The organism is Streptomyces sp. SID14515, assembly GCF_010548505.1.
Lineage (GTDB): Bacteria > Actinomycetota > Actinomycetes > Streptomycetales > Streptomycetaceae > Streptomyces > Streptomyces caviscabies.
In genome coordinates this window covers 82,040-106,508 of sequence record NZ_JAAGMH010000079.1, presented here as the reverse complement: position 1 = coordinate 106,508, position 24,469 = coordinate 82,040, and the positions used below count along the sequence as shown (strand labels likewise).

28 protein-coding genes and 1 pseudogene are annotated in these 24,469 nt (G+C 70.9%); 16 read left to right on the top strand and 13 right to left on the bottom strand.

The genetic code is table 11. The annotated features are described in order from the left end of the window. Nucleotides 1-4 precede the first annotated feature (4 nt). Nucleotides 5-1,015 carry an LLM class F420-dependent oxidoreductase gene (locus G3I54_RS16420; protein ID WP_164615419.1) on the top strand — a complete coding sequence of 337 codons (1,011 nt, stop codon included), beginning with the start codon at nucleotides 5-7 and terminating at the stop codon, nucleotides 1,013-1,015. 10 nt (nucleotides 1,016-1,025) lie between these two features. On the opposite strand, the gene G3I54_RS16415 is transcribed toward G3I54_RS16420, so the two are convergent. The 4 genes from G3I54_RS16415 to G3I54_RS16400 form a co-directional block, all read right to left on the bottom strand. Continuing rightward, complete coding sequence (locus G3I54_RS16415) at nucleotides 1,026-1,805, bottom strand: maleylpyruvate isomerase family mycothiol-dependent enzyme (protein WP_164615417.1); 780 nt, start codon at nucleotides 1,803-1,805, stop codon at nucleotides 1,026-1,028. 125 nt (nucleotides 1,806-1,930) lie between these two features. Next, nucleotides 1,931-2,242 (bottom strand): FG-GAP repeat protein, encoded by a 312-nt coding sequence (locus tag G3I54_RS40145; RefSeq protein WP_164615415.1) that lies wholly within the window; start codon nucleotides 2,240-2,242, stop codon nucleotides 1,931-1,933. A 141-nt stretch (nucleotides 2,243-2,383) separates the two neighbouring features. Next, the gene (locus G3I54_RS16405) at nucleotides 2,384-2,809 is read right to left on the bottom strand and encodes a hypothetical protein (protein WP_343240343.1); all 426 of its coding nucleotides are present in this window, start codon (nucleotides 2,807-2,809) and stop codon (nucleotides 2,384-2,386) included. A gap of 100 nt (nucleotides 2,810-2,909) precedes the next feature. Beyond that, nucleotides 2,910-3,485 carry a hypothetical protein gene (locus G3I54_RS16400; RefSeq protein WP_164615413.1) on the bottom strand — a complete coding sequence of 192 codons (576 nt, stop codon included), beginning with the start codon at nucleotides 3,483-3,485 and terminating at the stop codon, nucleotides 2,910-2,912. A gap of 159 nt (nucleotides 3,486-3,644) precedes the next feature. Here G3I54_RS16400 and G3I54_RS16395 point away from each other — a divergent pair, with 159 nt between their 5' ends. Continuing rightward, nucleotides 3,645-3,938 (top strand): hypothetical protein, encoded by a 294-nt coding sequence (locus G3I54_RS16395; protein WP_164615411.1) that lies wholly within the window; start codon nucleotides 3,645-3,647, stop codon nucleotides 3,936-3,938. 23 nt (nucleotides 3,939-3,961) lie between these two features. Here the strand turns inward: G3I54_RS16395 and G3I54_RS16390 are convergent, their stop codons facing one another. The 3 genes from G3I54_RS16390 to G3I54_RS16380 all read right to left on the bottom strand — a co-directional run bounded on the left by G3I54_RS16390 (nucleotide 3,962) and on the right by G3I54_RS16380 (nucleotide 7,147). After that, complete coding sequence (locus G3I54_RS16390) at nucleotides 3,962-5,035, bottom strand: prenyltransferase (protein ID WP_164615409.1); 1,074 nt, start codon at nucleotides 5,033-5,035, stop codon at nucleotides 3,962-3,964. Next, nucleotides 5,032-5,763 (bottom strand): class I SAM-dependent methyltransferase, encoded by a 732-nt coding sequence (locus G3I54_RS16385; RefSeq protein WP_030081035.1) that lies wholly within the window; start codon nucleotides 5,761-5,763, stop codon nucleotides 5,032-5,034. Before G3I54_RS16385 ends, G3I54_RS16390 begins: the two co-directional genes overlap by 4 nt. A 70-nt stretch (nucleotides 5,764-5,833) precedes the next feature. After that, entirely contained in the window at nucleotides 5,834-7,147 is a 1,314-nt protein-coding gene (locus G3I54_RS16380; RefSeq protein WP_164615408.1) for a glycosyltransferase family 4 protein, read from the bottom strand. A gap of 266 nt (nucleotides 7,148-7,413) precedes the next feature. Here G3I54_RS16380 and G3I54_RS16375 point away from each other — a divergent pair, with 266 nt between their 5' ends. Continuing rightward, entirely contained in the window at nucleotides 7,414-8,037 is a 624-nt protein-coding gene (locus tag G3I54_RS16375) for a TetR family transcriptional regulator (protein ID WP_164615563.1), read from the top strand. On the opposite strand, the gene G3I54_RS16370 is transcribed toward G3I54_RS16375, so the two are convergent. The 3 genes from G3I54_RS16370 to G3I54_RS16360 form a co-directional block, all read right to left on the bottom strand. Next, nucleotides 7,991-8,725: a 4'-phosphopantetheinyl transferase superfamily protein gene (locus G3I54_RS16370; RefSeq protein WP_343240350.1), complete on the bottom strand. Its 735-nt coding sequence runs from the start codon at nucleotides 8,723-8,725 to the stop codon at nucleotides 7,991-7,993. The genes G3I54_RS16375 and G3I54_RS16370 overlap by 47 nt on opposite strands. A 28-nt stretch (nucleotides 8,726-8,753) precedes the next feature. Beyond that, entirely contained in the window at nucleotides 8,754-9,005 is a 252-nt protein-coding gene (locus tag G3I54_RS16365; protein ID WP_103508320.1) for an acetyl xylan esterase, read from the bottom strand. 62 nt (nucleotides 9,006-9,067) lie between these two features. After that, nucleotides 9,068-9,925: a hypothetical protein gene (locus G3I54_RS16360; protein ID WP_164615406.1), complete on the bottom strand. Its 858-nt coding sequence runs from the start codon at nucleotides 9,923-9,925 to the stop codon at nucleotides 9,068-9,070. A 440-nt stretch (nucleotides 9,926-10,365) separates the two neighbouring features. Between G3I54_RS16360 and G3I54_RS16355 the strand changes: the two genes are divergently transcribed. The 4 genes from G3I54_RS16355 to G3I54_RS16340 are packed head-to-tail and all read left to right on the top strand — an operon-like array spanning nucleotide 10,366 to nucleotide 15,905. After that, nucleotides 10,366-11,508: a phytanoyl-CoA dioxygenase family protein gene (locus G3I54_RS16355; RefSeq protein ID WP_203686432.1), complete on the top strand. Its 1,143-nt coding sequence runs from the start codon at nucleotides 10,366-10,368 to the stop codon at nucleotides 11,506-11,508. After that, a complete protein-coding gene (locus G3I54_RS16350; protein ID WP_164615402.1) occupies nucleotides 11,490-12,827 on the top strand; it encodes a DUF6271 family protein in 1,338 nt (445 codons plus the stop codon). The genes G3I54_RS16355 and G3I54_RS16350 overlap by 19 nt, the downstream gene beginning before the upstream one ends. Continuing rightward, nucleotides 12,824-14,626, top strand: coding sequence for a condensation domain-containing protein (locus tag G3I54_RS16345; protein WP_164615400.1), 1,803 nt, complete (start codon nucleotides 12,824-12,826; stop codon nucleotides 14,624-14,626). The genes G3I54_RS16350 and G3I54_RS16345 overlap by 4 nt, the downstream gene beginning before the upstream one ends. A 1-nt stretch (nucleotide 14,627) precedes the next feature. Further along, entirely contained in the window at nucleotides 14,628-15,905 is a 1,278-nt protein-coding gene (locus G3I54_RS16340; RefSeq protein WP_164615398.1) for an MFS transporter, read from the top strand. Between the two features lie 10 nt (nucleotides 15,906-15,915). On the opposite strand, the gene G3I54_RS16335 is transcribed toward G3I54_RS16340, so the two are convergent. Further along, a complete protein-coding gene (locus tag G3I54_RS16335; RefSeq protein WP_164615561.1) occupies nucleotides 15,916-16,284 on the bottom strand; it encodes a type II toxin-antitoxin system VapC family toxin in 369 nt (122 codons plus the stop codon). Between the two features lie 9 nt (nucleotides 16,285-16,293). Here G3I54_RS16335 and G3I54_RS16330 point away from each other — a divergent pair, with 9 nt between their 5' ends. The 7 genes and pseudogenes from G3I54_RS16330 (at nucleotide 16,294) to G3I54_RS16300 (ending at nucleotide 19,952) form a co-directional block, all read left to right on the top strand. After that, on the top strand, nucleotides 16,294-16,893 hold the full coding sequence (locus G3I54_RS16330; RefSeq protein ID WP_343240342.1) for a DUF5753 domain-containing protein: 600 nt from the start codon (nucleotides 16,294-16,296) through the stop codon (nucleotides 16,891-16,893). Next, nucleotides 16,890-17,124: pseudogene (locus G3I54_RS16325) on the top strand (DUF397 domain-containing protein). The gene G3I54_RS16330 and the pseudogene G3I54_RS16325 overlap by 4 nt, the downstream one beginning before the upstream one ends. A gap of 511 nt (nucleotides 17,125-17,635) precedes the next feature. Further along, nucleotides 17,636-17,818: a contact-dependent growth inhibition system immunity protein gene (locus G3I54_RS16320; protein ID WP_164615396.1), complete on the top strand. Its 183-nt coding sequence runs from the start codon at nucleotides 17,636-17,638 to the stop codon at nucleotides 17,816-17,818. 496 nt (nucleotides 17,819-18,314) lie between these two features. After that, nucleotides 18,315-18,572 (top strand): hypothetical protein, encoded by a 258-nt coding sequence (locus G3I54_RS16315; RefSeq protein ID WP_164615394.1) that lies wholly within the window; start codon nucleotides 18,315-18,317, stop codon nucleotides 18,570-18,572. A gap of 32 nt (nucleotides 18,573-18,604) precedes the next feature. Further along, nucleotides 18,605-19,108: an Imm50 family immunity protein gene (locus G3I54_RS16310; protein WP_164615392.1), complete on the top strand. Its 504-nt coding sequence runs from the start codon at nucleotides 18,605-18,607 to the stop codon at nucleotides 19,106-19,108. After that, the gene (locus G3I54_RS16305) at nucleotides 19,105-19,512 is read left to right on the top strand and encodes an Imm50 family immunity protein (RefSeq protein ID WP_164615390.1); all 408 of its coding nucleotides are present in this window, start codon (nucleotides 19,105-19,107) and stop codon (nucleotides 19,510-19,512) included. The genes G3I54_RS16310 and G3I54_RS16305 overlap by 4 nt, the downstream gene beginning before the upstream one ends. 47 nt (nucleotides 19,513-19,559) lie before the next feature. Then, entirely contained in the window at nucleotides 19,560-19,952 is a 393-nt protein-coding gene (locus tag G3I54_RS16300; protein WP_239144398.1) for a hypothetical protein, read from the top strand. A gap of 29 nt (nucleotides 19,953-19,981) precedes the next feature. Here the strand turns inward: G3I54_RS16300 and G3I54_RS16295 are convergent, their stop codons facing one another. Both G3I54_RS16295 and G3I54_RS16290 read right to left on the bottom strand, forming a co-directional pair. After that, the gene (locus G3I54_RS16295) at nucleotides 19,982-20,215 is read right to left on the bottom strand and encodes a ferredoxin (protein WP_103508313.1); all 234 of its coding nucleotides are present in this window, start codon (nucleotides 20,213-20,215) and stop codon (nucleotides 19,982-19,984) included. Next, nucleotides 20,215-21,684: an aldehyde dehydrogenase gene (locus G3I54_RS16290; RefSeq protein ID WP_164615388.1), complete on the bottom strand. Its 1,470-nt coding sequence runs from the start codon at nucleotides 21,682-21,684 to the stop codon at nucleotides 20,215-20,217. The genes G3I54_RS16295 and G3I54_RS16290 overlap by 1 nt, the downstream gene beginning before the upstream one ends. A gap of 207 nt (nucleotides 21,685-21,891) precedes the next feature. Between G3I54_RS16290 and G3I54_RS16285 the strand changes: the two genes are divergently transcribed. Together G3I54_RS16285 and G3I54_RS16280 are read left to right on the top strand one after the other, a co-directional pair. After that, nucleotides 21,892-22,947, top strand: a complete 1,056-nt coding sequence (locus G3I54_RS16285; RefSeq protein ID WP_203686431.1) for an MBL fold metallo-hydrolase — start codon at nucleotides 21,892-21,894, stop codon at nucleotides 22,945-22,947. 260 nt (nucleotides 22,948-23,207) lie between these two features. Beyond that, nucleotides 23,208-24,458 (top strand): prenyltransferase/squalene oxidase repeat-containing protein, encoded by a 1,251-nt coding sequence (locus tag G3I54_RS16280; RefSeq protein ID WP_164615386.1) that lies wholly within the window; start codon nucleotides 23,208-23,210, stop codon nucleotides 24,456-24,458. Nucleotides 24,459-24,469: the final 11 nt, after the last annotated feature.

Below are 24,469 nucleotides of genomic sequence, written 5' to 3'. Positions count from 1 at the left end.
CGGAATGCGGCTCGGACTCGCGCTCGGATACTGGGGCCGCGGCCCGGACCCCGGCCAGCTCGCCCTGGTCCAGGAGGCCGAGCGGCTCGGCTACGACTCGGTGTGGACGGCGGAGGCCTGGGGCTCGGACGCCTTCACGCCGCTGACCTGGATCGCCGCCCACACCTCACGGATCCGGCTGGGCACCGGCATCGTCCAGATGGCGGCCCGTACGCCCACCGCGACGGCCATGCATGCGCTGACCCTGGACCATCTCTCCGGCGGCCGGATGCTGCTCGGCCTCGGCCTGTCCGGCCCGCAGGTGGTGGAGGGGTGGTACGGGCGGCCGTTCCCCAGGAGCCCGTTGACCGCGACCCGCGAGTACGTCGAGGTGATCCGGCAGGTGCTGGCGCGGCAGGCCCCGGTCGAGCTGGCGGGCCGCTTCCACTCCCACCCGTACACCGGCCCGGACGCCACCGGTCTGGGCAAGCCGCTGAAGCCGATCACGCACCCGCTGCGCGCCTCGCTCCCGGTCCTGCTGGGCGCGGAGGGTCCGAAGAACATCGCGCAGACGGTTCGGATCGCGGACGGCTGGCTGCCGCTGCACTGGTCGCCGCTGCGCGGGGACGTCTACGGGGCCTCGCTCGCCGGGCTCCGGGACGGCTTCATGGTCGCGCCGATGGCCCGCGCGCACGTCTGCGACGACGTGGCCGAGGGGCTGTGGCCGGTGAAGGCGATGCTCGGCTTCTACATCGGCGGGATGGGGCACGCGGCCCGCAACTTCCACGCGGACCTGATGGCCCGGATGGGGTTCGAGGAGGAGGCCCGGCGGATCCAGGAGCTGTTCCTCCAGGGCCGCAAGGAGGAGGCGGTACGGGCGGTGCCCGACGCGTTCGCCGACGAGATCTCGCTGATCGGGCCGCGCGCCCGCATCGCGGAGCGGCTGGAACTGTGGCGCAAGGGCCCGGTGACGGATCTGCTGGTCACCGCCCCGGACCCGCACACCCTGCGGGTCCTGGCGGAACTCAACGCATAGCGCGGGACGTTCAGCCGAACGAGGACCGGTCCAGCCAGAAGTCCAGCAACGCCGTGTCGCCGAGCACCTCTACCCGTGAACTGGTGGGCTCCAGGCGGCGGTTGAAGACGAGCATCAGATCGGTGAGCGAGCCGCGCAGCGCGACCGTGGCCTTCTCGTGCGCGTGCCGCCAGGTGAAGCGGTCCTCGCCGAACTCGATCAGCCACTCCGCGCCGGGCACATCGGTGGCGTGCAGATGCAACGAGCGCCCGCCGCCGCGCAGTTCGGCGGCCTCCGGGTCGCCCTGCTCCTGGGCCAGCGAGACGATGCCCAGCCACTCCTCGATGGTGTCGGCGGCCACCTCGGCGTCGACGGCGTACGGGGCGCGGGCGGCGAGCGCCGCGTCCGCCCGGTGCACCGCCGTCTCGTGTGTCATGCGCCGCGCCCAGAAGGCCGTCCGCTGTTCGGTCACCCACGTCCACACCTCGGCGTCCGGCCCGGCTTCCCGCAGCGCCGCCGCGGTGGCGGCGGCGCCTTCGGCGAGCCAGGCGTCGAGCGCGGCCGGGTCCTCGCTCTCCGGCCCCGCGAAACCGGGCACCTTGTCCTCCGGGACCTCCTCGGCGGCGCGGTTGCGGACGATCTCGCCGACCCAGCGGTGCGCGCCGCCGACGTGCACGGCGAGCTCCCGCAGGGTCCAGTCGGGGCAGGTGGGGACGGTCGCGGTGAGGTCGGCGCCGGTCAGCACCGCGCGCAGGGCGTCGGTCTGGGCCAGGATCTCGTCGCAGTAACGGTCGTGGGAGAGAGTCGTCATGCGGCGCACCCTAACCGGCGGAACCCGGGTGGATCACCCGGATTTCCGCCGGTCAGGGGGCGGTCCGGCCGGTCCGGCCCGCCCTGTGCGTCCGGCCGGTCAGACGACGCTGCCGGTCCAGTGCTTCACCGGCGCCCTGACTCCGGTTCCGGTGCTGGTCCACACCTCGCGGGCGCGGCGAAGTCCGTGCCGTTGCTCGCGAAGGTGAAGAGCGCGGACTGGTGCACGCCCGCCTCCGTGGTGCCGCGGTTGTAGAGGACGGCGATGTCGTCCCGGCCGTCGCCGGTGAAGTCGCCGGAGGCGACCTGGGACTCCCCGGGCAGTCCGCGGACCTGGGTGGCCCAGGAGGCTGTGGACGGCGGCGAGCAGGACCGTGCCGTTCTGCTCGCGCAGGGCGGGTCCGCCCGCGTCGCCCTTGCAGATCGCGCCGCCGTCACGGGTGACGGCCTGGGCGGGAGAGGAGAGGGTCATCGCCCCGGCCGCGGCGACCACCGCGAACAGAGCTGTGCCCCGCACACGGCGGGAGGGCATCGGGGACACAAGGGTTCCTTGCTGGTCGCGGCAGGACGGACCGCGCTCTACTTGGTGGCGTGGATCTCGAGAAGCGTGTGGTCGCGGTTCTCGGGGTCGGCGGTCTCGCCGACCGGCGTCCAGGTGTTCTTCGGGACGTCGAAGGAGGTCTCCTCGCCCTCTGCCTCCATGTCGACCCGCAGCTTGTAGTCGTTGCTCTTGACCCCGTAGACCTGCGGGAGTTCGAGCGAGAGGAAGCCGCTGTCGCCGGTGACCCGGAAGCGGAAGCTGCCCTTCTCGCGCGAGAAGATCTCGACCAGCCCGGTGGCGGACGCGCAGTCCGCGAGCAGGATGTGCCCGTCTCCGCGCTTGAGGAGGATGCCCTGCTCGGCGAAGATCCTGTCCGCGTCCGGGTAGGCGAAGTCCTCCACGGCCACCGGCGGCAGCTCGTCGGCCGGGGCTCCGGGCTCGGCTCCGGCGAACGGTGCGCCCACCAGGACGATTCCGGTGACGGCGGCGGCCGCCAGTGCGCAGGAAAGGAAGGAACGCGCTCACGACCAAGAGCGAAGGGCCGCCCGGATCTTCGCGCCGCCGCTATCCCGTCAGCTGGGAGGTGGAGGGAACCTTGTCCTTCACCTCGGCGCCCGCGTCCTGGCCGGCGTTCTTGATGCTGTCGATGACGCTCTCGAACGCGCCCACGTCACCTTCGCCCGCCTCGCCCTTGCGGAGCTTCGTCCCCAGCCCCTTGAGCGACTCGATTCCGGCGGTGAGCGGGGCGACGGCCTTCGACAGCAGCGGGTCGCCCTTGGCGTTCTCCGCCGCGGCCCGGAGCCGGTTGTAGGCGAACCCGCCCGCCAGGCCCGCCTTCACGAGGGCGAGACGCCGCCCCTCCGCGCCCTTCTTGAACGTCCCGGCGCGGTACGGCTTCACGATCCACTGATACGTCGCGCCCGCCGCGAGCCCCGCGTTGGCGACAAACCGGGTCTTGGCGAGCCGCTGCTTCTCGGCGGACGCCGAAGGGCTGGCGCCGGAGTCGGCCGCCGCCGACGCGCTCGCCGTGTTGCCGCCCGCGCTGTCTCCGGAGTCGCCGCACGCGGTGGCGCCCGCCAGGAGGGCGCAGGACAGCAGCAGCGCGGCCAGGGTACGGCGGAGCGGTACGGAACGGGACACGGCGGGCCTCCTGACCGGACTGAAACGGGCCAACCCGGGCACGTCACAGCGAGTGACGGACCTCGGCACTCCGGATCAGCCTCGCCCGTTCTCGCACCGATCGCCACCCGGTGCGGGCCGTCCGGGTTTCACCCTGCGTAAAGCGGCAACCAGAGTTCCATGTCTCCCAGAACCCGTTCAGGAAGCAGTTCAGCGGCTCGTGTCATCGCCGTCGTGGCCGACATCCTGGCCTTCATCATCATTCTCTGGATCCTGATGTACCTGCTGGACGCCAACCGCGGCAACGACTTCGTGCAGTGGGTGCACGACGCGGCCCGCTGGCTGGCCGGCTGGTCGTACGACCTGTTCACCTTCGACAAGGCGTGGGCGCGGGTCGTCGCCGGTTACGGTCTGGCGGCCGTGGTCTACCTCTTCATCGGGCACGCGGTGGCGGGCCGGCTCCGCCGCGGCTGAACCGGCTCCGCCTCAGGGCGTGTTCAGCGGCAGCAGTCCGGCTCCAGGCCGACCGGCAGCCGCTCGCCCGCGAAGACCGCGGTGGTCGCCTCGTCGCCTCCGAGCGCGGCCACCGCCAGCAGCAGGGAGCCCGCCGTCCAGGTGGTGAGCTCCTCGGGCCAGAAGGCCCTGTTGCCCTCGAAGACGTACCCCGTCCAGTACAGCCCGCCCTCGGCGCGCAGGTGCTGGACGGACTGGAGGATCTCCAGCGCCCGGTCCGACTCCCCCATGACCCAGAGAGCCAGGGCGAGTTCGCAGCTCTCGCCACCGGTCACCCAGGGGTTGGGCAGCACGCAGCGCACCCCGAGGCCGGGCACCACGAAGCGGTCCCAGCCCTCCTGGATGCGGGCGGTGGCCTCGGCCCCGGTGACCGCGCCGCCGAGGACCGGGTAGTACCAGTCCATCGAGTAGCGGCTCTTGTCGAGGAAGCGCTCGGGGTGGCTGCGGATCGCGTGGGCCAGCGCCCCGGTCGCCAACTCCCAGTCGGGCTGCGGCTCCTCGCGGCGCTCGGCGATGGCCAGCGCACAGCGCAGCGCCTGGTGGATCGAGGAGGAGCCGGTCAGCAGCGCGTCGTTCACCGGCGTGCCGTCGGGCTCCCTCTTCCAGCCGATCTGCCCGCCGGGCCGCTGGAGCCCGAGGACGAACTCGACGGCCGCGAAGACCGTGGGCCACATCCGGTCGACGAACGCGTCGTCGCCGGTGGCGAGGTAGTGGTGCCAGACGCCGACGGCCACGTACGCGCAGAAGTTGCTCTCCAGTCCCCGGTCGGTCGGCCGCTGCGGGTCGCCGTCGTGGTAGGCCGCGTACCAGGAGCCGTCGGCGTTCTGGTTGCGGGCGAGCCAGTCGTAGGCGCGGGCGGCGGCCTCGTGCTCGCCGGCCGCGTCGAGCGCCATCGCGGTCTCGGTGTGGTCCCACGGGTCGAGGTGGTGGCCCCGGAACCACGGCAGCGCCCCGTCCTCCCGCTGTACGGCGAGCAGGGCGGCGACCGTCTCGGCAGCCTGACGTGCCGTCAGAACACCGGGCAGGACAAGGTGTTCGGTCTGTTCGGGAGTGCTCACGCCTCGGCCTTCGGAAGGTGCGGCTTGGTGGCGTAGGCGACGAAGCTCTTGCCGACGACCGGGTTGAGGAGCTGCTCGGCGACCCGGGTCGCGAGCGGCTTCTTCATGATGTCCCAGACCAGCAGCTTGTGGTAGGCGCGCACCGGCAGCGCCTGGTCGTTGTCCACGCCGAAGGCGCACTTCAGCCACCAGTACGGCGAGTGCAGGGCGTGGGCGTGGTGGGTGCCGTACGGCTTGAGTCCGGCCTCGCGGATCCGGGCGAGGAGCTGGTCGGCCTTGTAGATGCGGATATGGCCGCCCTCGACCTCGTGGTACGCGTCGGAGAGGGTCCAGCAGATCTTCTCGGGGCCGTAGCGCGGGACGGTGATGGCGATCCGGCCGCCCGGCTTGAGGACCCGGACCATCTCGGCGAGGACGCCCTTGTCGTCCGGGATGTGCTCCATGACCTCGGAGATGATCACGACGTCGAAGGAGTCGTCGGGGAAGGGCAGGTTGAGGGCGTCGCCCTCCATCGCGGTGGCGGTGGCGCCCTCGGGGGCCTCACCGGCCTCCTTCATCGCGGCGAACCACTTGGCGACCTCGCGGATCTCCTCGCCGTTCTGGTCGAGGGCGACGACCTGCGCACCGCGCCGGTAACACTCGAAGGCATGCCGGCCGGCACCGCAGCCCAGGTCGAGCACTCGGTCGCCTGCGGCGAGCGGGAAGCGGGTGAAGTCGACGGTCAGCACGAGGGCCTGCCTTCGAGGTCGGAGGTACGGGTTGCGACGATCGGGTCCGCGGTCGCCCGGGGGCGCGCGGTCACCTGCGGACTCCGCGGGCGGTGATCGCCTGACGGTACAGCTCGGCCGTTCCGGCGGCCGCCCTGGCCCAGGTGAAGTTGGCCAGCACCCGCGCGCGGCCCGCCGCGCCGAGCCGGGCGCGCAGCTCCGCATCGCCCAGCAGCCGGGCCAGCGCCCCGGCCAGCGCGTCCGCGTCGCCGGGCGGGACGGCGAGGCAGGTCTCCCCGTCGCGGCCGGAGACCTCGGGGATCGCGCCGCCGGTGGTGGCGACCAGCGGGGTGCCGGTGGCCATGGCCTCGGCGGCGGGCAGCGAGAACCCCTCGTACAGCGAGGGCACGCAGGAGACCTGGGCACTGCGCACGAGGTCGACAAGCTCGGCGTCGCTGATGCCCTTGACGAACTCGACGGCGTCCGCGAGCCCGTGCCGCTCGATCGCGCGGGCGACCGGCCCGTCCTCGGCGCGCTTGCCGACGACGACGAGGTGGGCGGTGGGGTTCTCGGTACGGAGCTTGGCGAGCGCGTCGACGAGGTGGACGAGGCCCTTGAGCGGGACGTCGGCGCTGGAGGTGGTGACGATGCGGCCGGGCACCTCGGCGACGGAGGGGTCGGGCGACCACAGGTCGGTGTCGGCGCCGATGTGGACGACGCTGATCCGGTCCGCGCGTACGCCGAGGTCCTCGACGATCTCGTCGCGGGAGGAGCCGGAGACGGTGAGGACGGTGTCCAGCTTGCGGGCGACCCGCTTCTGCATCCGGGTGAAGGCGTACCAGCGGCGTACGGAGGCGCGTCGGCGGCGGCTGGTCGCGGCTTCGAGGTCGAGCCTGCGGTCCACGGTGATGGGGTGGTGGATCGTCGTCACCAGCGGGGCCCCGAGCTCGCCGAGGAGCCCGTACCCGAGGGTCTGGTTGTCGTGGACGACGTCGAACTCGCCGCGCCGGGCCAGCAGGTGGCGGCGGGCGCGGAGGCTGAAGGTGAGCGGCTCGGGGAAGCCGCCGGTCCACATGGTGGCGACCTCGGCCAGGTCGATCCAGTCGCGGTACTCGCCGCGCTTCGGCGTACGGAACGGGTCGGGCTGGCGGTAGAGGTCGAGGCTGGGCAGCTCGGTGAGCGGAACGCCCTCGTCGAGCACCGGATAGGGCTGTGCGCCGATGACCTCGACGCTGTGGCCGAGGCGGGCGAGCTCCCGGCCGAGGTGGCGGACGTACACGCCCTGCCCGCCGCAGAACGGATTGCCCTTGTATGTGAGGAGTGCGATGCGCAACGGCCGGTCGCCGGTCCCGGCGGAGCTGCCGTCGCCCGTGCGGGGGCCTGTCTCTATGGCCTCAGCGGTCACACTCGGCCCCCTTCTGACTGCGTGTTCGCCGGAGCGTAACCGGTCGCGCTAATCTAGAACAAGTTTCAGACTTGATAGAACAAGTTGCAGACTTGATCGTTCGACGTGCATCGAATCTACCGGCAGGTAGCGTCGGCGGAACGGCCGGATCGGGTGATTCGCGCCACGACGGACGCCCTGGCATGCTGTGCGCGCCCGGCCGGGCCGCTTCGTCCGTCCGGGTGCGGGATCAAGCCATGGATCACGGATCGTGGATCGGGGACAGCATGACCGCGGACGCCAGACCGGCAGCGCCTCCGCTGACCGAACGCCAGGAGGCCCGTCGCCGCCGCATCCTGCACGCCAGCGCCCAGCTGGCCAGCCGGGGCGGGTTCGAGGCGGTGCAGATGCGGGAGGTGGCCGAGGCCGCCGGGGTCGCGCTGGGCACCCTCTACCGCTACTTCCCGTCCAAGATCCATCTGCTGGTCGCGACCATGCAGGACCAGCTCCAGCACATGCACACCACGCTCCGCAAGCGCCCGCCGGCCGGCGACGATGCGGCCCAGCGGGTGGCCGAGACGCTGATGCGCGCCTTCCGCGCGCTGCAACGCGAACCGCACCTCGCGGACGCCATGGTCCGCGCCCTCACCTTCGCGGACCGCAGCGTGAGCCCCGAGGTGGACACCGTCTCCCGGCTCACCACGGCGATCATCCTGGACTCGATGAGCCTGGAGCACCCGACCCCGGAGCAGCTCTCGGCGGTCCGGGTCATCGAGCACACCTGGCACTCGGCGCTGATCACCTGGCTGTCGGGGCGGGCCTCGATCGCCCAGGTGAAGATCGACATCGAGACGGTCTGCCGCCTCATCGACCTGACGGCGGAGGCGAAGCCGGAGCCGGATCGGGGCTGAGCGGCGGAGCGGGTCCGAGCGGCGCGGCGGGTCCGAGCGGCGCGGCGTCGGGCCGCCCGGGGAGCCCGTCGGCGGGGTGCTTCGTCGAAGGCCGGGCGCCCGCGAGCGCCACCACGGCCGCACGGCGGTGGTCCGTCCACTCGGTCAGCCGGACATCGTCCCGCCCGGCCTTGAACAGCGCCTCCCGCCGGACCCACAACCTCAGCAGCGCCGGTCCGGGGTCCGGCCCGGCGCCGGCGGCGTCCACCTCGTCCGCCGGCAGCAGCCGCCGCAGTACGGGCAGGGGCCCCGGCCGCCGCGTCAGGGGCTCCACGTCGATACCGACCGGGCCCGGCCCGACCGCCGCGGCGGCCAGCCCGTCGGCGTGACTGAGACTGGCGCCCAGGCCGGGATGGTCCGGCAGATACGGCCGGCCGTGCCCGCTCTTCCCGCACCCGGGGCAGCGCTGGGCGGGCTCCACCTCGTGGGGCGGCCGCCCGGTGGCCCGGGAGGCGCACAGCCGCAGCAGCAGCCGGGCCGCCACGACATCGTCGCGCCGGGCGGGCACCCGGATGCCCGCGAGCCGGTGCCGCTCCCACGGGGCGAGCATGTCCTCGTCCAGCTCCGGGCAGGCCAGCACCTCGGCGGTGGTGGCGACCAGCGCGACGGTGGCCGCGCCCTTCCCGTACGGCGGCGGGAGGCGGGTCACCACCGGCCCGTGCTCACCCGGTCCGTGCTCACCCGGCCGGTGCCTCGGCGAGGCCGACGGAGCCCAGGAAGCGCTCCTTGACGCGGGCGAGGGTGCGGAAGTCGTCGATGGTGACTTCCTGCAGATCGATGCTGTCGCCGGAGATCTCCTCCAGGAGGTCGATGAACTCCAGGAAGTCCATCGAGTCGATGAGGCGGGCCTCGATGAGGTCCTCGTCGACGCCGATCGGGCCGTCGAGGCCGGGATTCTTCTCGTTGAGCCACGCTACGACGCGTTCCATGGGAGAAATCGCTCCTCTTGTCTCTGTTCTCTGTTCTCGAAGGTTCCGGTGGCCGCCGGGGGTCAGGAGCCGGCTGCGCGGAGCCGCTCCAGGGCCTGCTCGGCGGTGCCGTGGGCGAGGATCATCGCGTGCACCCAGCGTTCGACGCCGAAGGCGACGCAGGAGCTGTAGGCAGGACCGTGCGACCCGGCGCGGATGCCGAGCCGCTCGCCGAAGAAGTTGCGGTGCCGGTTGACGGAGGCGATGGCCGTGCCGTCGGGGGCGCTGTACTCGTACTTCACCGGGTCCAGCGCCATCAGGCGGGCCCGCGATCCCCCGTTGTCGTAGAACGGGTCGTCGGCCGCCGCCCGGGTCAGGGTCAGACCGAGCCGCCCGGCCACCTCCTGGACGAACTCGCCGCCGCGTTCCTGGTGTTCGGTGGCTCCGTCCTTGGTGCCGAGGTAGATCACCTCACGCATGTGGAACCCCCAGAGGCGGCGCAGGCCGTCGTAGTGGGTCTCGTTGCGGAAGCAGCGGCCGACCGCCGAGAGCCGCAGCCCGTCCTCGCCGACGTCCTCGCCCTCCAGGGAGAGCAGCAGGCCGTAGCAGGTGGCGGACGGCAGCACATGGCCGGTCGGCTGCAGCGGAAGGTCCTGGGGCGAGCCGCCGGCGGCCAGTCCGTCGAGCGCGTCCGGGCCGAACCGCCCTGCGGACACGCCGAGATGGGGGAAGTTGCGGAAGAAGTCCAGCCGTGCCAGTCCGTCGACGGACAGCAGGGGCGGCCCCACGACCTCGGGGGCGGAGAGCCGGGCGGCCAGACCGGTCAGCAGATCGTCCAGCCCCCGCAGCAGAGCGGTGCGGACCGGGTCCAGCGTGATCAGCCCGGCACCGGGGCTCTTCAGCTCGATGCCCGGCAGGGCCGTGATGCTGGATGTGTTCATGAGACCGCGTCTTTCTCGGTCGGGCCGACCATCGGCGACCCACCGGATGTACGAACCGCATCGCCGTGACGGCGGCGGCCCCGAGCAGGGCCGTCGACAAGGGCCGTCACCGGCCGGAGCGCGGGCGGGAAAACGGGTTGACAGCCCGTCACGAACCCGACCGCGCCCTTGGACATTAGGCCCGTGGCTCGCTTGTTGTCTAGACCAAAAATACCGAACGTCAGGCATCGGTTCCGTGGCCGCCGAGCGCAGGACGGCACCCCATATCCCCATATGTGCCGGGCACTTGACAGCCCAGGCGGTCTGGACCAATCCTGCTGATCGACGTGGTCACGGCTCCTCCCACCACGGCACTGCCATCCGTCCCGCCGTCCGCGGCGACCCCGCTCCCCCGGGGTCGCCGCACGGCCGGCCGAGGAGAAGGACCTGCCATGAACCTCATGACGACACCCACCCCTCGCCGTCGGCCCCGCCTGCACCGCGCGGCGTCGGACATCCCGTACTTCAGCGCGGACGGCGAGGCTTACCTCGCGCAGACCGCGCTGCGGGAGCTCGACAAGTCGCGTCCGCTGCGGGTGCTGTCCGAGGAGGACTTCGCCCACTGGCAGACGTACGGCTACGTCATCGTCCGGGAGGCGGTCCCGGCCGCGGTGGCACGCCAACTGCTGGACTTCACCTGGGACTTCCAGGGCCTGGATCCCGATCGGCCGGAGAGCTGGTACGAGGACCGGCCGCTGCGCTCCGAGCTGGACCAGCAGCTGCACATCTACGGCTTCGTGGAGGCGTACCACCACCAACTGCTCTGGAACAACCGGCAGTCGCAGCGGGTATACGACGCCTTCGTCGACGTATGGGACTGCGAGGAGCTGTGGGTCACCCTGGACCGGCTCAACCTCAACCCGCCCAACCGGGGCAACCGTGACCGCGCCCTGATCGAGCCGACGGACCGGGGCTTCGACATCGAGCTCCACTGGGACATCGACACCACGCTCGCCGTCCCGCCGCAGCGGGTGCAGGGCATCATCGCGCTCAACGACACCCGGCCGGAGACCGGCGGCTTCCAGTGCTGCCCGGAGCTGTTCCGGCAGTTCGACACCTGGAAGACCGGCCAGCCCGCGGACCGGGACCCGCTGCGCCCGGACATCGACCGGGACGAACTCCCGGTCGTACGCCCGGATCTGCGCCCCGGCGACCTGCTCATCTGGAACGGACTGCTGGCCCATGGGGTGGCGCGCAACCTCTCCGAGAACGGGGTGCGGGCCGTGCAGTACCTGTCGATGATGCCCGCGCTGGAGGAGCACGAGCGGCTGCGCAAGTCCCGGGTGGAGTCCTGGCGCCATCTGCGTACGCCGCGCTGGAACCGCACCCTGGTCGGCGACCCGGTGCTGCCCGAGGCCAAGCGCTACCCGACGGCCGAACTGAACGCCCTGGGCAGCCGGTTGCTCGGCCTCGCCTCGTGGCAGGACCCGGTCGAGGACACCGAGGACGTCGCGGGCGTCACGGGCGTCGCGGGCGTCACGGGTGAAGCCGGCACGGCGTCCGCCGCTCCGAGCGGGGAGCCTTCGTGCGCCGCGTCTGCCTGACCCTGCCCACCCACCGGGCCTGCGCCGGCACCATCGCGGCGGTCGGCGAGGAAGCGGCGTACGGGTCACAGGAGTTCGGCGTAGAGGTGCACCTCCTGATCCTGGACTCCTCCCCCGCCCCGGTGCTCGCCGAGCACCGGGAGGCAGTGGCCGCGCTGCCCCCGTTCCCCGGTGTGACCGTCCACCACCTCGACGAGGACGAGCAGCGGGCCTTCCTGCGCAAGGTGACCGAACGGTCCGGCGCGGCTCCGGATTCGACTGCGGCGGACCGGCTGCTGGACCTGATGCTGCCGTCCCGGGTCTCCTACGGCGCCTGCACCAACCGGGCGTTCCTCATCGCCCAGGCCCTCGGCTGCGCATCGGTCCACCGCCGGGACTCCGACAGCCGCTACCAGCACTTCGACGGCCAACCGGTCTTCCCGCTCCACCAGGAGCTGACCCACCTCGGCCAACGGGCGGAGGACGTACGGAAGTCGGCGACGAGGAGCAAGCTGACACCGGGCTCGGGCGACCGCCGGGTGGCGGTGGCGGGCGGCTCGTTCGTGGGCGAGATGTCGGTGGACGTGGCGGAGATCCGCGAGCTCGACCCGGACACGTACGGCGAACTGATCGGCCTGTCGCTGCCCGAGGGGTACCCGGATTTCTGGCGCAAGCATCTGATCGACGAGTCGTTCCGGGGCGCGGGGAACGGGACGTTCGACGGCGACCGCACGACGCTCGCCCCCATCAGCCCGATGCGCGTGGACATGTGCAACATCGGACTCGACCACGAGGTCTACCGCAGGGTCCCGCTGCCGCCCGCACCCGACACCATCGGCACCGACTACTTCCTGCTCCACCTCGCCCACGACGCCCGGCTGCCCGGCCTCCAGCACAACCGGCACATCGTCAACTTCCATACGGAGGAACGGCGTACGGACGCCGGATTCCTCGCGTACCAGCTCCGCTTCGCGAAGTTCCTGCTGGCGAAGACGTACCTCAACGCCGTGTACGCGAGGACGGCGGAGGCCGGTGACGCGCTGCTCGACGCCGAGGGCCACATCCGGGTGTCCGTGGTCGCCGGTTTCGTCCGGGACAGCGTCGCCCTCGACCGTACGGAAGTCGCCTACCGCCTCGACGTCGTCGAGCGGGCCTACCGGCGGCTCGGCGGCCGCTACACGACGGTCGCGGACACGCTCGCGGAGAGCCGCGGCCGGCTCCTGGACGAGGCCCGGGACGACATGGCCGACTTCGCGCTCCTGATGGACCACTGGGAGGCGCTGACAGGCGCGAGCGCCGAAGCGGGCCCGGTGCAGCAGGTCCGGGCCGTGAACCGATGAACTCCGCCGCCGGCAAGGACACCATGCACCCGAGCCCCTCGCACACCACCACGACCACGGTCAGCGTCGCCTACGCGGGCGGCGAGGAGCGGCGTGGCCCGATCACCATGGGCCAGGCCAACATGATCCGCTGCATCCTGCGGGACGACCCCACCCACATCAACATCCACGATGTGTGGCCCGTCCCCGAGGGCGCCACCGTGGCGGCCGTCACCGACGCCCTGCGCGCCCTGGCCGTACGGCACGAGGGGCTGCGCACCACCTTCCCGCACCCGCCGGAGGCCGCACCGGTCGACCAGGTCGTGGCAGCGGAGGGCACGTTCACGGTGACCGTCCTCGACCACGCCGAACTCCCCGCCGATCCGGCGGGGTACGCGGAGTCGGTCGCGCGGGCGGCCCGGGCCGGGCGCTTCGCCCTGGAGCGGGAGTTCCCGATGCGGATCACGCTGCTCACCGTGGCCGGACAACCGGCCTACGTGGCGCTGGCGTTCAGCCACGCGGTGGCGGACGGCAGCGCGATGGCCATCCTGCGCGAGGAGTTCGCCGAACTGCTGGCGGGCAAGGAGCTGCCGGGGCTCACGTCCCTTCCCCCGGTCGACCTGGCCGCCGTGGAGGCCTCCCCGGCCGGACTGCGGAAGTCGGAGGCCTCCCTGCGGTACTGGGAGCGGATCCTGCGCACCGGCCCGCAGGAGATGTTCGCGGAGCCGCGCGGCAGGAGGCCGGGGACCGACGAGGAGGCCCGGCAGCTGACGCTGCGCTCCCGCCGGGGCGGCCGGGCGCTCGCCGGGGCGGCCCGCCGTACCGGACACCCCGAGGCCACCGTGCTGATGGCCGCCTGGTGCGCCCTGGTGGCCCACCGGGCGGGCCAGGACAGCTGTGTCACCGCCGTCCCGAGCGCCAACCGGTTCCATGCCCGGGTCGCCCGTTCGGTGACCACCACGTCCCAGGACGCGCTGCTTCACCTGGACGTCCGGGTGCCCGCTTTCGACGCCCTGGTCGCCCGGACCTGGGGTGCGGTGCTCAACGCTTACCGGCACAGCCAGTTCGACTCCGTACGGCTGTGGGAGATGATCGACCGGGTCACCGCCGAGCGCGGCAGCCACTTCGGCCGGGACGTGGTGTTCAACGACGTGAGCGCCCTGCCCGCCCCGCTCCTGGGCACCGACGCGCAGGACCGCGACGACGCCGAGCAGGAGCTGGCCTGGGGGCCGCCCCAAACGCTGCCGACCCGGCTGCTCGCCTTCACGTACCGGACGGCGCCCCAGCTCCACATCTCCCTGTGGGCCGCCCCCTCGCTCTTCACCCCCGAGGAGGCGGAGGGGTTCCTCTCCGGGCTGGTCCTGCTCCTGGAGGCGGCCGCCGCCGGGGACGTGCCGATGGAGGCGCTGGCCGAGGTGACGGGAGTCCGCCCCGCCGAACGAGGGCCCGGCTGGCTCCGGGTGGACGGCTGCTGGGTCTCGCCCGACGCGGTGCGCGAGACCCTCGGCCGGGCGGTAAGCGGACTGCCGGTGCGGGTGGCGGAGGAGCCGGGACCGGACGGGCCGGCGGACGGCACAGCAGCAGGTGCGGCCGACACGGGCCCACACCTCACGGCGTACATCGCCCGCGGCGACACCGCGTTGACGCCCGAGGAGGCCCACCGGGCGCTGACCGCCCTCATCCCGGCCGCCGGTTCGGGGGTCCTGGCGCCCCACCGCTACGTGCTCGTCGAGAACCCGCCCACCGAGCCGGACCGGAGCGACGCCTGGCGTCGGCTGGAGATCATCGAGGAAGGGACCGGCAGAAGCCGGCAGGTGTGACATGAACGTTGACGACACGACCCTCCCGCAGCAGCCGGCCACGCTGCCGAGCCCTTGGCGGTCGACCCGGTTCCGGCTGTTCTTCACGGCCCGCAGCGCGTCGCTGCTGGCCGACGGCATGCTGATGGTGTCCCTCACCACGGCGGTGCTGGGTGCGGGCCACGGGGCGAGCGGCGTCGGGTACGCGCTGGCCGCGTGGATGACCCCGATCGTGCTGCTGGTGCTGTTCGGCGGGGTGCTGGCGGACCGGTTCACTCCGCAGCTGATGATGATCTGCGCGGACCTGGCGCGCATGCTGGCGATGCTGACGCTGGCGGCTCTCCTCTTCTCCTCCGACAGCGTCCCGCTGTGGCAGATCATGGGGCTGATGGCGCTGAGCGGCGCCGCGACGGCGATGTTCCAGCCCGGTATGGCGAGCATGGTCCCGCGGGTCGCCGAGGACATCCAGAAGGCCAACGCGCTGCTGCGGATCTCCGAGGCCCTGAGCACGCTGCTGGGCCCGGGCCTGGCGGGCATCCTGGTCGCGTACTGGCAGGTCTCGGGCTCGTACCTGGTCATCGCGGCGGCGTACGCGCTCAGCGCCCTCGTCCTCCTCCCCCTGCGCAAGCTGCACACGGAACGCGACGAGGGCGACGCCCCGATGTGGCGGAGGCTGGCGACGGGGTGGCAGGAGTTCCGGTCGCGCCAGTGGCTGTGGGGCGTCATCGCGGTCTGGTCCGTCTACGGCCTGTTCGTGTTCGGCCCCGCGCTGCCGCTGGGCGCGGCGCTGATGATCGAGCAGCACGGGGCGAGCGGCTACGGCTGGATCGCCTCGGCGGACGGCGCGGGCACGATCATCGGCGGCCTGATCGGCATGCGGGTCCGCCCCCGCCGCCCCCTCGTGGCGGGCGCCCTGGCCATGCTCTGCTTCGCGCTCAACCCCTTGGCCCCGGCGCTGGAATGGTCCTTCGCGGCGACGGCGGTCGCGCATGTCATCGCGGGCTACGGCTTCGCGTTCTGGGGCGTGATGTGGGCGACGAGCGTCCAGTCGCACATCCCGCTGACGGTCCTGAGCCGCGTCTCCGCGTACGACGTCGCGGGCTCCATCATGGTCATCCCGCTGGGCCGCGCCCTGGCGGGCCCGGCGGCGGACGCGTTCGGCGCGAACGAGGTGCTGATCTTCTCGTCGGTGATGTCGTTCGTCCTGCTGGCGGTCATGCTCAGCGTCCCGGCGATCCGGGCTCTGCGGCGGGCGCCGGAGGGCGCACTGAGCAAGCCGGCTGCCGAACCGGCGGTCTGAGCTCGTGCGATCAGACCCGCATAACTGTCACGTCGTACTGCGGGATCCAGTCGCTCCGGGTGACGAGAGCCAGCCGATGGGCCTGCGCCTGAGCGACGAGCAGCCGGTCGGAGGGGTCCTCGTGGACCATGGGCAGCCGCCCGGCCCGTACGCCGTGGGCGGCGGTGACGGGGAGGCTCGGGAACGCGAGGTCACGTACGCGCTCGGCCAGGTCGCCCGGGCCTTCCAGCAGGCCGAAGTGCTGCTTGAAGGTGATCTCCCAGGGTGAGACGGCGCTGATGTGTACGGCGTCGGCCGAATCGAGGAGGCGTTTGGCCTCCTCGGACAGGTGCGGTGCGTCGTCGAGCACAGGCGTCGCCGCGAGGGCTGGTGGCACCAGTTCGGAGACGTGCTGGGTGGCACGTACCGCGACCACATCGAGATGGAGTCCATCTGCGACGGCATCAAGACCTTCCAGGTGCAGCTGGTACCGGGGCTGCTCCAGACGCCCGGCTACGGAAGGGCCGTGACCGTCGCGTCCCGTGCGTGGCAGACGGCGGAGGAGGTCGACAAGTTCGTGCAGGTACGCATGGCCGGGCAGGAACGCATGGCCTGGCAGGAACGTCTGGCCGGGGACGCCCCCTTGGAGTTCTGGGCCGTCCTCATGGAAGGCGTACTGCGCCAACACGTCGGCGGTCCGACTGTGATGCACGACCAGTTGCTACACCTGGCGGACCTCGCCGAGCGCCCCAACATCACTGTCCAGGTGCTGCCGTTCTCACGCGGTGCGCACCCGGGTATGTTCGGTCAGTACCTGACGCTCAGCTTTCCCCGGGTCTCGGCACTGGATCTCGTCCTGACGGAGACGCCGACCGGCAACATCTGGATCGAGCGGGAATCCGACGTGGCCCGATACCGTGAACTCTTCGACGACTCCCGCACATCCGCGTTGCCGCCGACGGAATCGCTCAGCATGATCCGACGTACCGCCAAGGGGCACAGACCATGACCCAGGACCGCCTCGCCCTGCCGGATCTCGCCGAGGCCGCCTGGCGCACCAGCAGCTACAGCGGCGGGCAGGGCGACTGCGTAGAGGTCGCCCCGAACCTCCCCCCACCTGGTCCCGGTCCGCGACAGCACCCGCCCCGCCGGCCCGGCCATCGCCTTCGGCCAAGATGCCTGGCGGGCTTTCGTCAGCGACTTGGCGCCGGCGGACGCGCCGCCTGCTGGATGGCTGTGACACTGCTGGACAGGTAGCCCGACGGGCATCGGACTGGCGAGCACGCCGAGTTGCAGGAACGCGGCGTGACTGGGGAGACAACGGCCAGCTCACCGCCACACAGGGAGGCCGCTTCCACTCATGCATATCACCGACATTTGCACAATCCCCGGTACCACCGAGCTCGTGACATTTGCGAGTTCCGTAGGCCCGGCGTGGGGGCAGTGGCACGGCACCCCTCCGACTGACCCTTCCTGCTTTGTCGAGGTCGACATCCCGGATCCGGTGACCGCGTGGGAGCCCGCTCAAGGGCCCGACGCATTGGAGGGCACCCCCGGGGCCGACCTGATCGTCTGCGCCGCGGTTGATTCCGTGGACAACGATGGGATCGTGGCGCTGCGGCTAGCTTCTTCCATTGTTCTCGTGGAGTGGGATGCGACTGATAGCCCATCACCTGGGGAGCGGATCCGGTTTTCCACCCCCAGGGTCAAGCTCTACCCGTACAAGCTCTAGCGCTTAAGGCGACTGGACGATGGACAACAAATCAGACCGAAGTAAAACAATCGAGGAACTGGAAGGAATCGAATGGCCTGATCCACCTCCAGGTGGGACTGGCCTGGTCAAGGCCGTGCACAACCTGCGAAAACGCCCGATCAATCCGCTCACCGCATGGGATATGAGCAGATTGATCGGCCAAGACGTCGGTACTCCATGACTGCTCCCTATCGCGCTGGAGCATCTTCGCGAGACAGCAACCGACCAAACCCTGGGCGCCTTCTACAATGGCGACCTTCTGACAGAAGCACTGACAAGACGATCACTGGTTTGGCAGTCGAATCCGCAATGGACGGCAGACACGGGGATCAAGAATTGAACACACCCGCAATCCTTGCAGGTTCGAATGAACGTAGCCTGATGCACATCTACAGCGTCGACCAGGCGAGCGAGCACGGCGGATCATGCGTAGTCAGATGCATCAAAGGAATTATTTACGTGAGACAATCGTTCGCGCCCGGAACAGCCGATCAGAATAACCTCACGAATTTCCTCATAACCCTGAACAGAATTGAAAGATACAGAAGGGACGTTGAATTCTTTGATCCTCCGTACGCTGCCAGAGTGGAGTTCACATGGAGGTTGGCGGCTTCCCTGAGTCGGTGGCATCAGCTCCCTCAGAGGGGATCTTGGGTGTCGATCCCTGGACTCCCGTGATGACCTGGAAGGACCACCAAGAAGTAGATGTCGTGATCACTGCCGTCGCCTCCGTCGGATCTCAGGTCGACGCCGACGGCATCACAGGCTTCATCGACCAGGTCAAGCACCCGTCCTGGTGGTCCGAGGACGTGCAACCGCCGCAGGTCGGTGACCGCCTGCACACGGTGGTGCTGGATGACACAAGAGATCCGCCCCGGCTGAGTGCACTCCAAAGCGACATCGAAATCGCGCGAGCGCTGCGCGGACGGGAGTGATGCGTGGACGGGAGTGAAAGGAACGACCCGCGTTGACCCCTCATTGGATCGACCTGACACGAAACTCAGACGTCCTCGGCACCCTGTACTCCGATGTTCCACCGCTGGAGTCGGTGCGCCTGAGGTCCTTCCATCTCGACTGGCGAGGCCCCGCTCTGACGCTGCGCATCGACCTCCCCGCCTACCCGGGTCCGGACCGCGTACCGCCCGAGTGGTCGGAACTCGGCCACGACACTCTGCAGCTTCATGTTCACTTCACGGCCGTGGAAGATCAGACCGTGCGCGGATGGATTCCGACCGTCCCGGTCGATGTCAGCCTCGCCGCACTGGCTTATCGAAGGATTCTCGTTCGCATCGCCGAAGCCGGCTTCGAGCTCTCCTTCAGCTCCAGTAATTCCCTCACCGTCGGCCACATCAGTTCATTTCGCATGACCGAAACCGGGTCGGACGAGGTTCCTCATACCTTCGTGAGCCGCCTCGATACACGCCTGTTCACCTCACTCCGCGGAACACATGAGAGCACCTTCTATCAATGAGCGCGTCTGATTGGGCTCGTCTTCTCGACGACCCGCAATCCATCCAGGGCTTGTACGATGAAGAGCCAGACCTCAACCAGTGCGACCTGTTCCATGTGCTGGCGGACGAGCGAGGAGACAGCATCACGCTGGGATTCGAGACCGCACACACCCCCGCGCGTATCAGGCCCGAGTGGGAAGGAAAGGTGTACAACTCCTTCACCTTCTATCTCGTCTTCTCCTTGGTTCAAGAACTCGCCGTCCAGGGGTGGGCGGCTCCGGCATGCGAGACTGTGTCCATCCGGCGTGACCCCGACGAAAAGCTGTCGGTCGCCATCACATCGGAAGAGGCGTCCCTCCTCTTTCGCGCCCATTCCGTCGCCCCGTCCGCAGCGCGCGTGGGGTTGGTGTCGTCATCCGTGTAACCGGTGCCGGACACGGCCCCTCACCATCGTTCTGGCATGCCTGCGGCTTGAAGCTTGCCAACGCCGAAGTGCCCGACACGGCACCTTCCGCGACCAAGGCTATTCGCATGGTCGCGGGCTTCGACGTGGAACCGACCCTGACAATCGATGCAGCGACGCCCGACGCCCTGAAGCAGGTCAATCTTCAGTGGCACGAGAAGGCGTGGCCCGTGCTCGCCGCCCCAGGGTCAGGCACGTTCCTCGTTCTGCCGCCAGGGAGCGGTGGCGCTGCCGTCGGATGGGTTCCCGTAAAGGACATCGCACCCCCTGGCCTGCCGTCTCGCATTGCTGCGGCGACCGGGACTGCCGAGTTCGTGGCGTTGTCCGCAGATGGGACGCACCTGTGTGCGGTAACGGAGGAAGAGTATGAGTACTGGATCATCGTGCGTTCACTCGGCTGAGCCGGGCAGCCCTCGGCCATCGGTCCCCCTCACTCCTCCGGCGGAAAGACCACCTCCCCCGACCCCGCCAGCGTCAGCGTGATCGCCTCCACCGGGCAGCCCTCCGCCGCCGCGAGGACGTGTTCGCCCGCGTCGCGGTTCTCCTCGGTCGGGTGGGACTGGCGGGCCGAGTCCAGGTGGAAGGCGTCGCCCGCGTGGTTGACGCACATGCCGGAGCCGATGCAGACGGAGCGGTCGACCTCCACGTGCCAGCGGTCGCCCATCATGCCTCCCGGTAGCCGGCGGGCAGGTGGATCATCTTGTGCTCGAAGAACTCGCCGTAGCCCTCGGGGCCGAACTCGCGGCCCAGGCCCGAGTTCTTGTAGCCGCCGAAGGGGCCGAGCATGTCGAGGCTGAAGGTGTTCACGCTGTACGTGCCCGTGCGGACGCGGCGGGCCACGTCGATGCCGCGTTCCGTGTCGGCCGTCCAGACGCTGCCGCTGAGGCCGTACGGGGAGTCGTCGGCGATGCGGACCGCCTCGTCCTCGTCTCCGTACGGGATCAGGCAGATCACCGGGCCGAAGATCTCCTCGCGGGCGATGCGCATGGAGTTGTCGACCGAGCCGAAGAGGGTGGGTTCGACGTACCAGCCGCGTTCCTGGGAGGCGGGACGATTGCCGCCGGTGAGGATCTTGGCGCCTTCCTCCTGGCCCAACCGGATGTAGTCCAGGGAGCGTTGCTGCTGGCGTTGGGCCACCAAGGGGCCGAGTTCGGTGGTGGGGTCCAACGGGTCGCCCACGCGGAGTGCGCCCGCCGCTGCCGCGAACGCCTCCGCTATCTCGTCGTAGCGGGAACGTGGGGCCAGGATGCGGGTCTGCGCCACGCACGCCTGGCCGTTGATCATCCAGGCGAACGGGACGATGCCCGCCACCGCCGCCTCCAGGTCCGCGTCCGGGAGGATGACCGCTGCCGACTTGCCGCCCAGCTCCAGGGTGACGCGGGTCAGGTTGCGCGACGCCACCTCCATGACTCGGCGGCCCGCCGCGACCGAGCCCGTGAAGGAGACCTTGTCCACGTCCCGGTGAGCTACCAGGTATTCGCTGACCTCCCTGTCCGCCGGGAGGATGGAGAGGACACCGGGCGGCAGGCCCGCCTCCGCCGCTATCTCCGCCAAGAGGTAAGCGTCCAGGGGGGTTTCCGGGGAGACCTTCAGGACCGCCGTGCAGCCGGCCAGGAGGGCGGGGGCCAGTTTCGCCGCTGCTGTGAACTGGGGGACGTTCCACGGGACGACCGCGGCCACCACGCCCACCGGTTCGCGGCGGACCAGGAGCGGGCCCAGGACTCCGTCGCGCCGTTCCTCGTACGGGAACGTGCGGGCCACCGTGATCGCCGAGTCCCAGACCATCATCGCGGCCAGCGCCTGCACCATGACGCTCGCGCTGTACGGGGTGCCGTTCTGCGCGCTGATCAGGCGCGCGAACTCCTCGTGGCGTACGGCGAAGGCGTCCTTGATGCGGGTGATCACCGCGATCCGATCGTCCAGCGACATGCGGGGCCAGGGGCCCTCGTCGAAGGCCTGGCGGGCGGCGGCGACCGCTCGGTCCACGTCGGCCTCGGAGGCGTGCGGCACGCGGCCGATGACCTGTTCGGTGTGCGGCGAGATCACCTCGATGACTTCGGTGGAGAGCGGATCGGTGAACTCCCCGCCGATGAACAGGTGTCCGTGTTCCACAAGCTCCGTACGTTCCGTCATGGCTGCCGCCTCCCGCGAACCCGCACACCCGTAACTGACTGTTCGTCAGAACTGATACCAGTTCCTGTTTCAGGAGTCCACGGTGCGGACCGTACCCGGGGAACGAATAATTGGTAGACCCGGGCTACCACTGGAACGGGTTCTCGTTACAGTGGGCTCAGCGCACGCCGCCGCCGAGCAGAGATGCCGAGCAGAGATGGGGAGCCCATGACGCAGGTGCCGCAGGTGCCGCAGGTGACCGACCACGGCGGAGGCGTCCACAGCATCAAGGTCCCCATCCCGGACAACCCGCTGGGGCACACCCTCGTCCATCTCCTCGACACCGACCGGGGCCCGGTCCTCATCGACACCGGCTGGGACGATCCCGCCTCCTGGGACACCCTGGTCGCCGGGCTCACCGCCCTCGGCACCGCCGTCACCGACATCCACGGCGTCGTCATCACCCACCACCACCCCGACCACCACGGGCTCTCCGGCCAGGTCCGCGAGGCGTCCGGGGCCTGGATCGCGATGCACGAGGCCGACACCGCGATCGTCCGGCGCACCCGGGACTCCGAGCCCGGCACCTGGCTCGACTACCTCACCCGCAAGCTCGCCGCCGTCGGCGCGCCCGAGGAGCACCTCGCCCCGCTGCGCGCCGCCCGCAGCGGAGGGCGGCTGCGGACCCTGCCCGGGCTGCGCGCCGCCCTGCCGGACAGAGAGATCGTGCCCGGCGAGCTGCTCGATCTCGCCGGGCGGCGGCTGCGGGCCGTCTGGACGCCCGGGCACACCCCGGGCCATGTCTGCCTCCATCTGGAGGAGCGGCATCCGGCCGACCTGGCGGGGCATGGGCGGTTGTTCTCCGGCGACCATCTGCTGCCCGGGATCAGTCCGCACATCGGGCTGTACGAGGACCCGGACGACACCGCCGTCACCGATCCGCTCGGCGACTACCTGGCCTCGCTGGAGCGGATCGGCCGGCTCGGGGTGGCCGAGGTGCTGCCCGCGCACCAGCACGCGTTCACCGATGCGGGCGGGCGGGTGCGGGAGCTGCTGGACCATCACGAGGAGCGGCTGACCGGGCTTCTCGCCCTGCTCGCCACGCCGCTCACCCCGTGGCAGCTGGCCGAGCGGATGGAGTGGAACCGGCCCTGGGAGCAGATCCCGCACGGTTCGCGGTCCATCGCCGTGTCGGAGGCCGAGTCCCATCTGCGGCGGCTGGTGAAGCTCGGCCGCGCGGAGGCCGTGCCGGGCGGGCCGCCGGTGACGTACATCGCCGTGTGAGGCCCCGGCCGCTCTCCTACGGACCGGTAGAGTGGGCAGGTCGTCATCATGCCCGTACAGGGGGAAGCCGGTGCGAATCCGGCGCTGCGCCCCAGCCGTGACCCGTCCGCCCGACGGCAGCCGGACCGCCCTCCGCGGAGCGTGACCGGCTCGGGCCACCGGAACCCCGGTGGCCGGCACCGTCGAGGCATACGGGGCCGGAGCCCGGTGCCCTCGTGCGCCCGGGGAGTCCGGCCCTCGCAGGAGAGGCCCAGCCAGCCATGACCGTACGCCGCAGCGCAGCCGCGCTCGCGACCACCGCCGTGCTTCTGGGCGCGGCCGCCCCCGTAGCGGTCGCCGCGCCGAGTCCTTCCCCGTCGGCGGAGCTGCCGGCCGGGCTCTACGGCACCACGGACCCCACGTACGACGGAGTGTGGCGGCAGTCGCTGGCCTTCCTCGCGCAGAAGATCGAATACGTCACGCCGTCGACGCAGGCGGTGGACTGGCTGGTGGGGCAGCAGTGCGACAGCGGGGCGTTCACCTCGTACCGCGATGCCTCCAAGCCGTGCGACGCGTCCACGGTGATGGACACCAACGCCACCGCCGTCGCCGTCCAGGCGCTCGTCGAGGTGAACCTGCACCGGGACGCCGCGAACAACGGCGCGGACTGGCTGAAGTCCGTGCAGAACGAGGACGGCGGCTGGGGCTACAACCCCGGCAGCCCGAGCGACGCGAACTCCACCTCCATCGTGATCGGCGCGCTCGCCCGCACCGGCGTCCCGGTCGGCGAGCTCACCACCGCCGACGGCAGCACCCCGTACACCGCGCTCCAGGCGCTGGCCATCCCCTGCGAGGACAAGGACGGCGGCGCGTTCGCCTACCAGCCGGGCAAGAAGGGCGAGCTGACCGCCAACCTGGACGCCACCGCGGCCTCCGTGCTCGGTCTGATGGGCAAGGGCATCGCCTCCGGCACGTCCAACGCGGTCAAGGCTCCCTCCTGCACGAAGGGCGACGACCTCAGCCCGGAGCAGACCGCCCAGAACGGCGCCGCCTTCCTCGCGGACACGCTGAAGAAGTCGCCGTATCTGGAGCAGGCCCCGATGCCGGGCGCCGAGGACACCGACCCGCAGCCCGACTACGGCAACACCGCGGACGCGGTCGTCGCGCTCGCCGCCTCCGGGCACAAGGACAAGGCCCAGGCCTCCGTCGCCTGGCTGCAGAAGAACGCCACGGGCTGGGCGAAGCAGGGCGGTCCGGCCGCCACCGCGCAGCTGATCCTCGCGGCGCACGCCACCGGCGCGGACGCCCGCAGCTTCGGCGGCGTCGACCTCGTCAAGCAGCTCAACGCGACCGGCCCCGCCCCGGCCGCCACCGCCCTCCCCTCGCCCACGCCGACCGGTCCGCAGCCCTCCAGCGGCACCGACAGCGACGACAGCGGGCTGAGCCTGGGGTGGCTGATCGGCATCGGTCTCGCCGCCGGCGCGGGCATCGGCTTCCTGCTCAGCATGCGCCGGAAGAAGCAGCAGCCGTGAGCCGTACGTCG

Excerpts from the sequence above, each read along its gene's own strand:
- G3I54_RS16420 (WP_164615419.1), top strand. The coding sequence starts at position 5 with ATGCGGCTCGGACTCGCGCTCGGATACTGGGGCCGCGGCCCGGACCCC.
- G3I54_RS16415 (WP_164615417.1), bottom strand. The coding sequence starts at position 1,805 with ATGACGACTCTCTCCCACGACCGTTACTGCGACGAGATCCTGGCCCAG.
- G3I54_RS16395 (WP_164615411.1), top strand. The coding sequence starts at position 3,645 with ATGTCTCCCAGAACCCGTTCAGGAAGCAGTTCAGCGGCTCGTGTCATC.
- G3I54_RS16375 (WP_164615563.1), top strand. The coding sequence starts at position 7,414 with ATGACCGCGGACGCCAGACCGGCAGCGCCTCCGCTGACCGAACGCCAG.
- G3I54_RS16365 (WP_103508320.1), bottom strand. The coding sequence starts at position 9,005 with ATGGAACGCGTCGTAGCGTGGCTCAACGAGAAGAATCCCGGCCTCGAC.
- G3I54_RS16360 (WP_164615406.1), bottom strand. The coding sequence starts at position 9,925 with ATGAACACATCCAGCATCACGGCCCTGCCGGGCATCGAGCTGAAGAGC.
- G3I54_RS16355 (WP_203686432.1), top strand. The coding sequence starts at position 10,366 with ATGACGACACCCACCCCTCGCCGTCGGCCCCGCCTGCACCGCGCGGCG.
- G3I54_RS16345 (WP_164615400.1), top strand. The coding sequence starts at position 12,824 with ATGAACTCCGCCGCCGGCAAGGACACCATGCACCCGAGCCCCTCGCAC.
- G3I54_RS16340 (WP_164615398.1), top strand. The coding sequence starts at position 14,628 with ATGAACGTTGACGACACGACCCTCCCGCAGCAGCCGGCCACGCTGCCG.
- G3I54_RS16320 (WP_164615396.1), top strand. The coding sequence starts at position 17,636 with ATGGACAACAAATCAGACCGAAGTAAAACAATCGAGGAACTGGAAGGA.
- G3I54_RS16315 (WP_164615394.1), top strand. The coding sequence starts at position 18,315 with ATGACCTGGAAGGACCACCAAGAAGTAGATGTCGTGATCACTGCCGTC.
- G3I54_RS16305 (WP_164615390.1), top strand. The coding sequence starts at position 19,105 with ATGAGCGCGTCTGATTGGGCTCGTCTTCTCGACGACCCGCAATCCATC.
- G3I54_RS16295 (WP_103508313.1), bottom strand. The coding sequence starts at position 20,215 with ATGGGCGACCGCTGGCACGTGGAGGTCGACCGCTCCGTCTGCATCGGC.
- G3I54_RS16290 (WP_164615388.1), bottom strand. The coding sequence starts at position 21,684 with ATGACGGAACGTACGGAGCTTGTGGAACACGGACACCTGTTCATCGGC.
- G3I54_RS16285 (WP_203686431.1), top strand. The coding sequence starts at position 21,892 with ATGACGCAGGTGCCGCAGGTGCCGCAGGTGACCGACCACGGCGGAGGC.
- G3I54_RS16280 (WP_164615386.1), top strand. The coding sequence starts at position 23,208 with ATGACCGTACGCCGCAGCGCAGCCGCGCTCGCGACCACCGCCGTGCTT.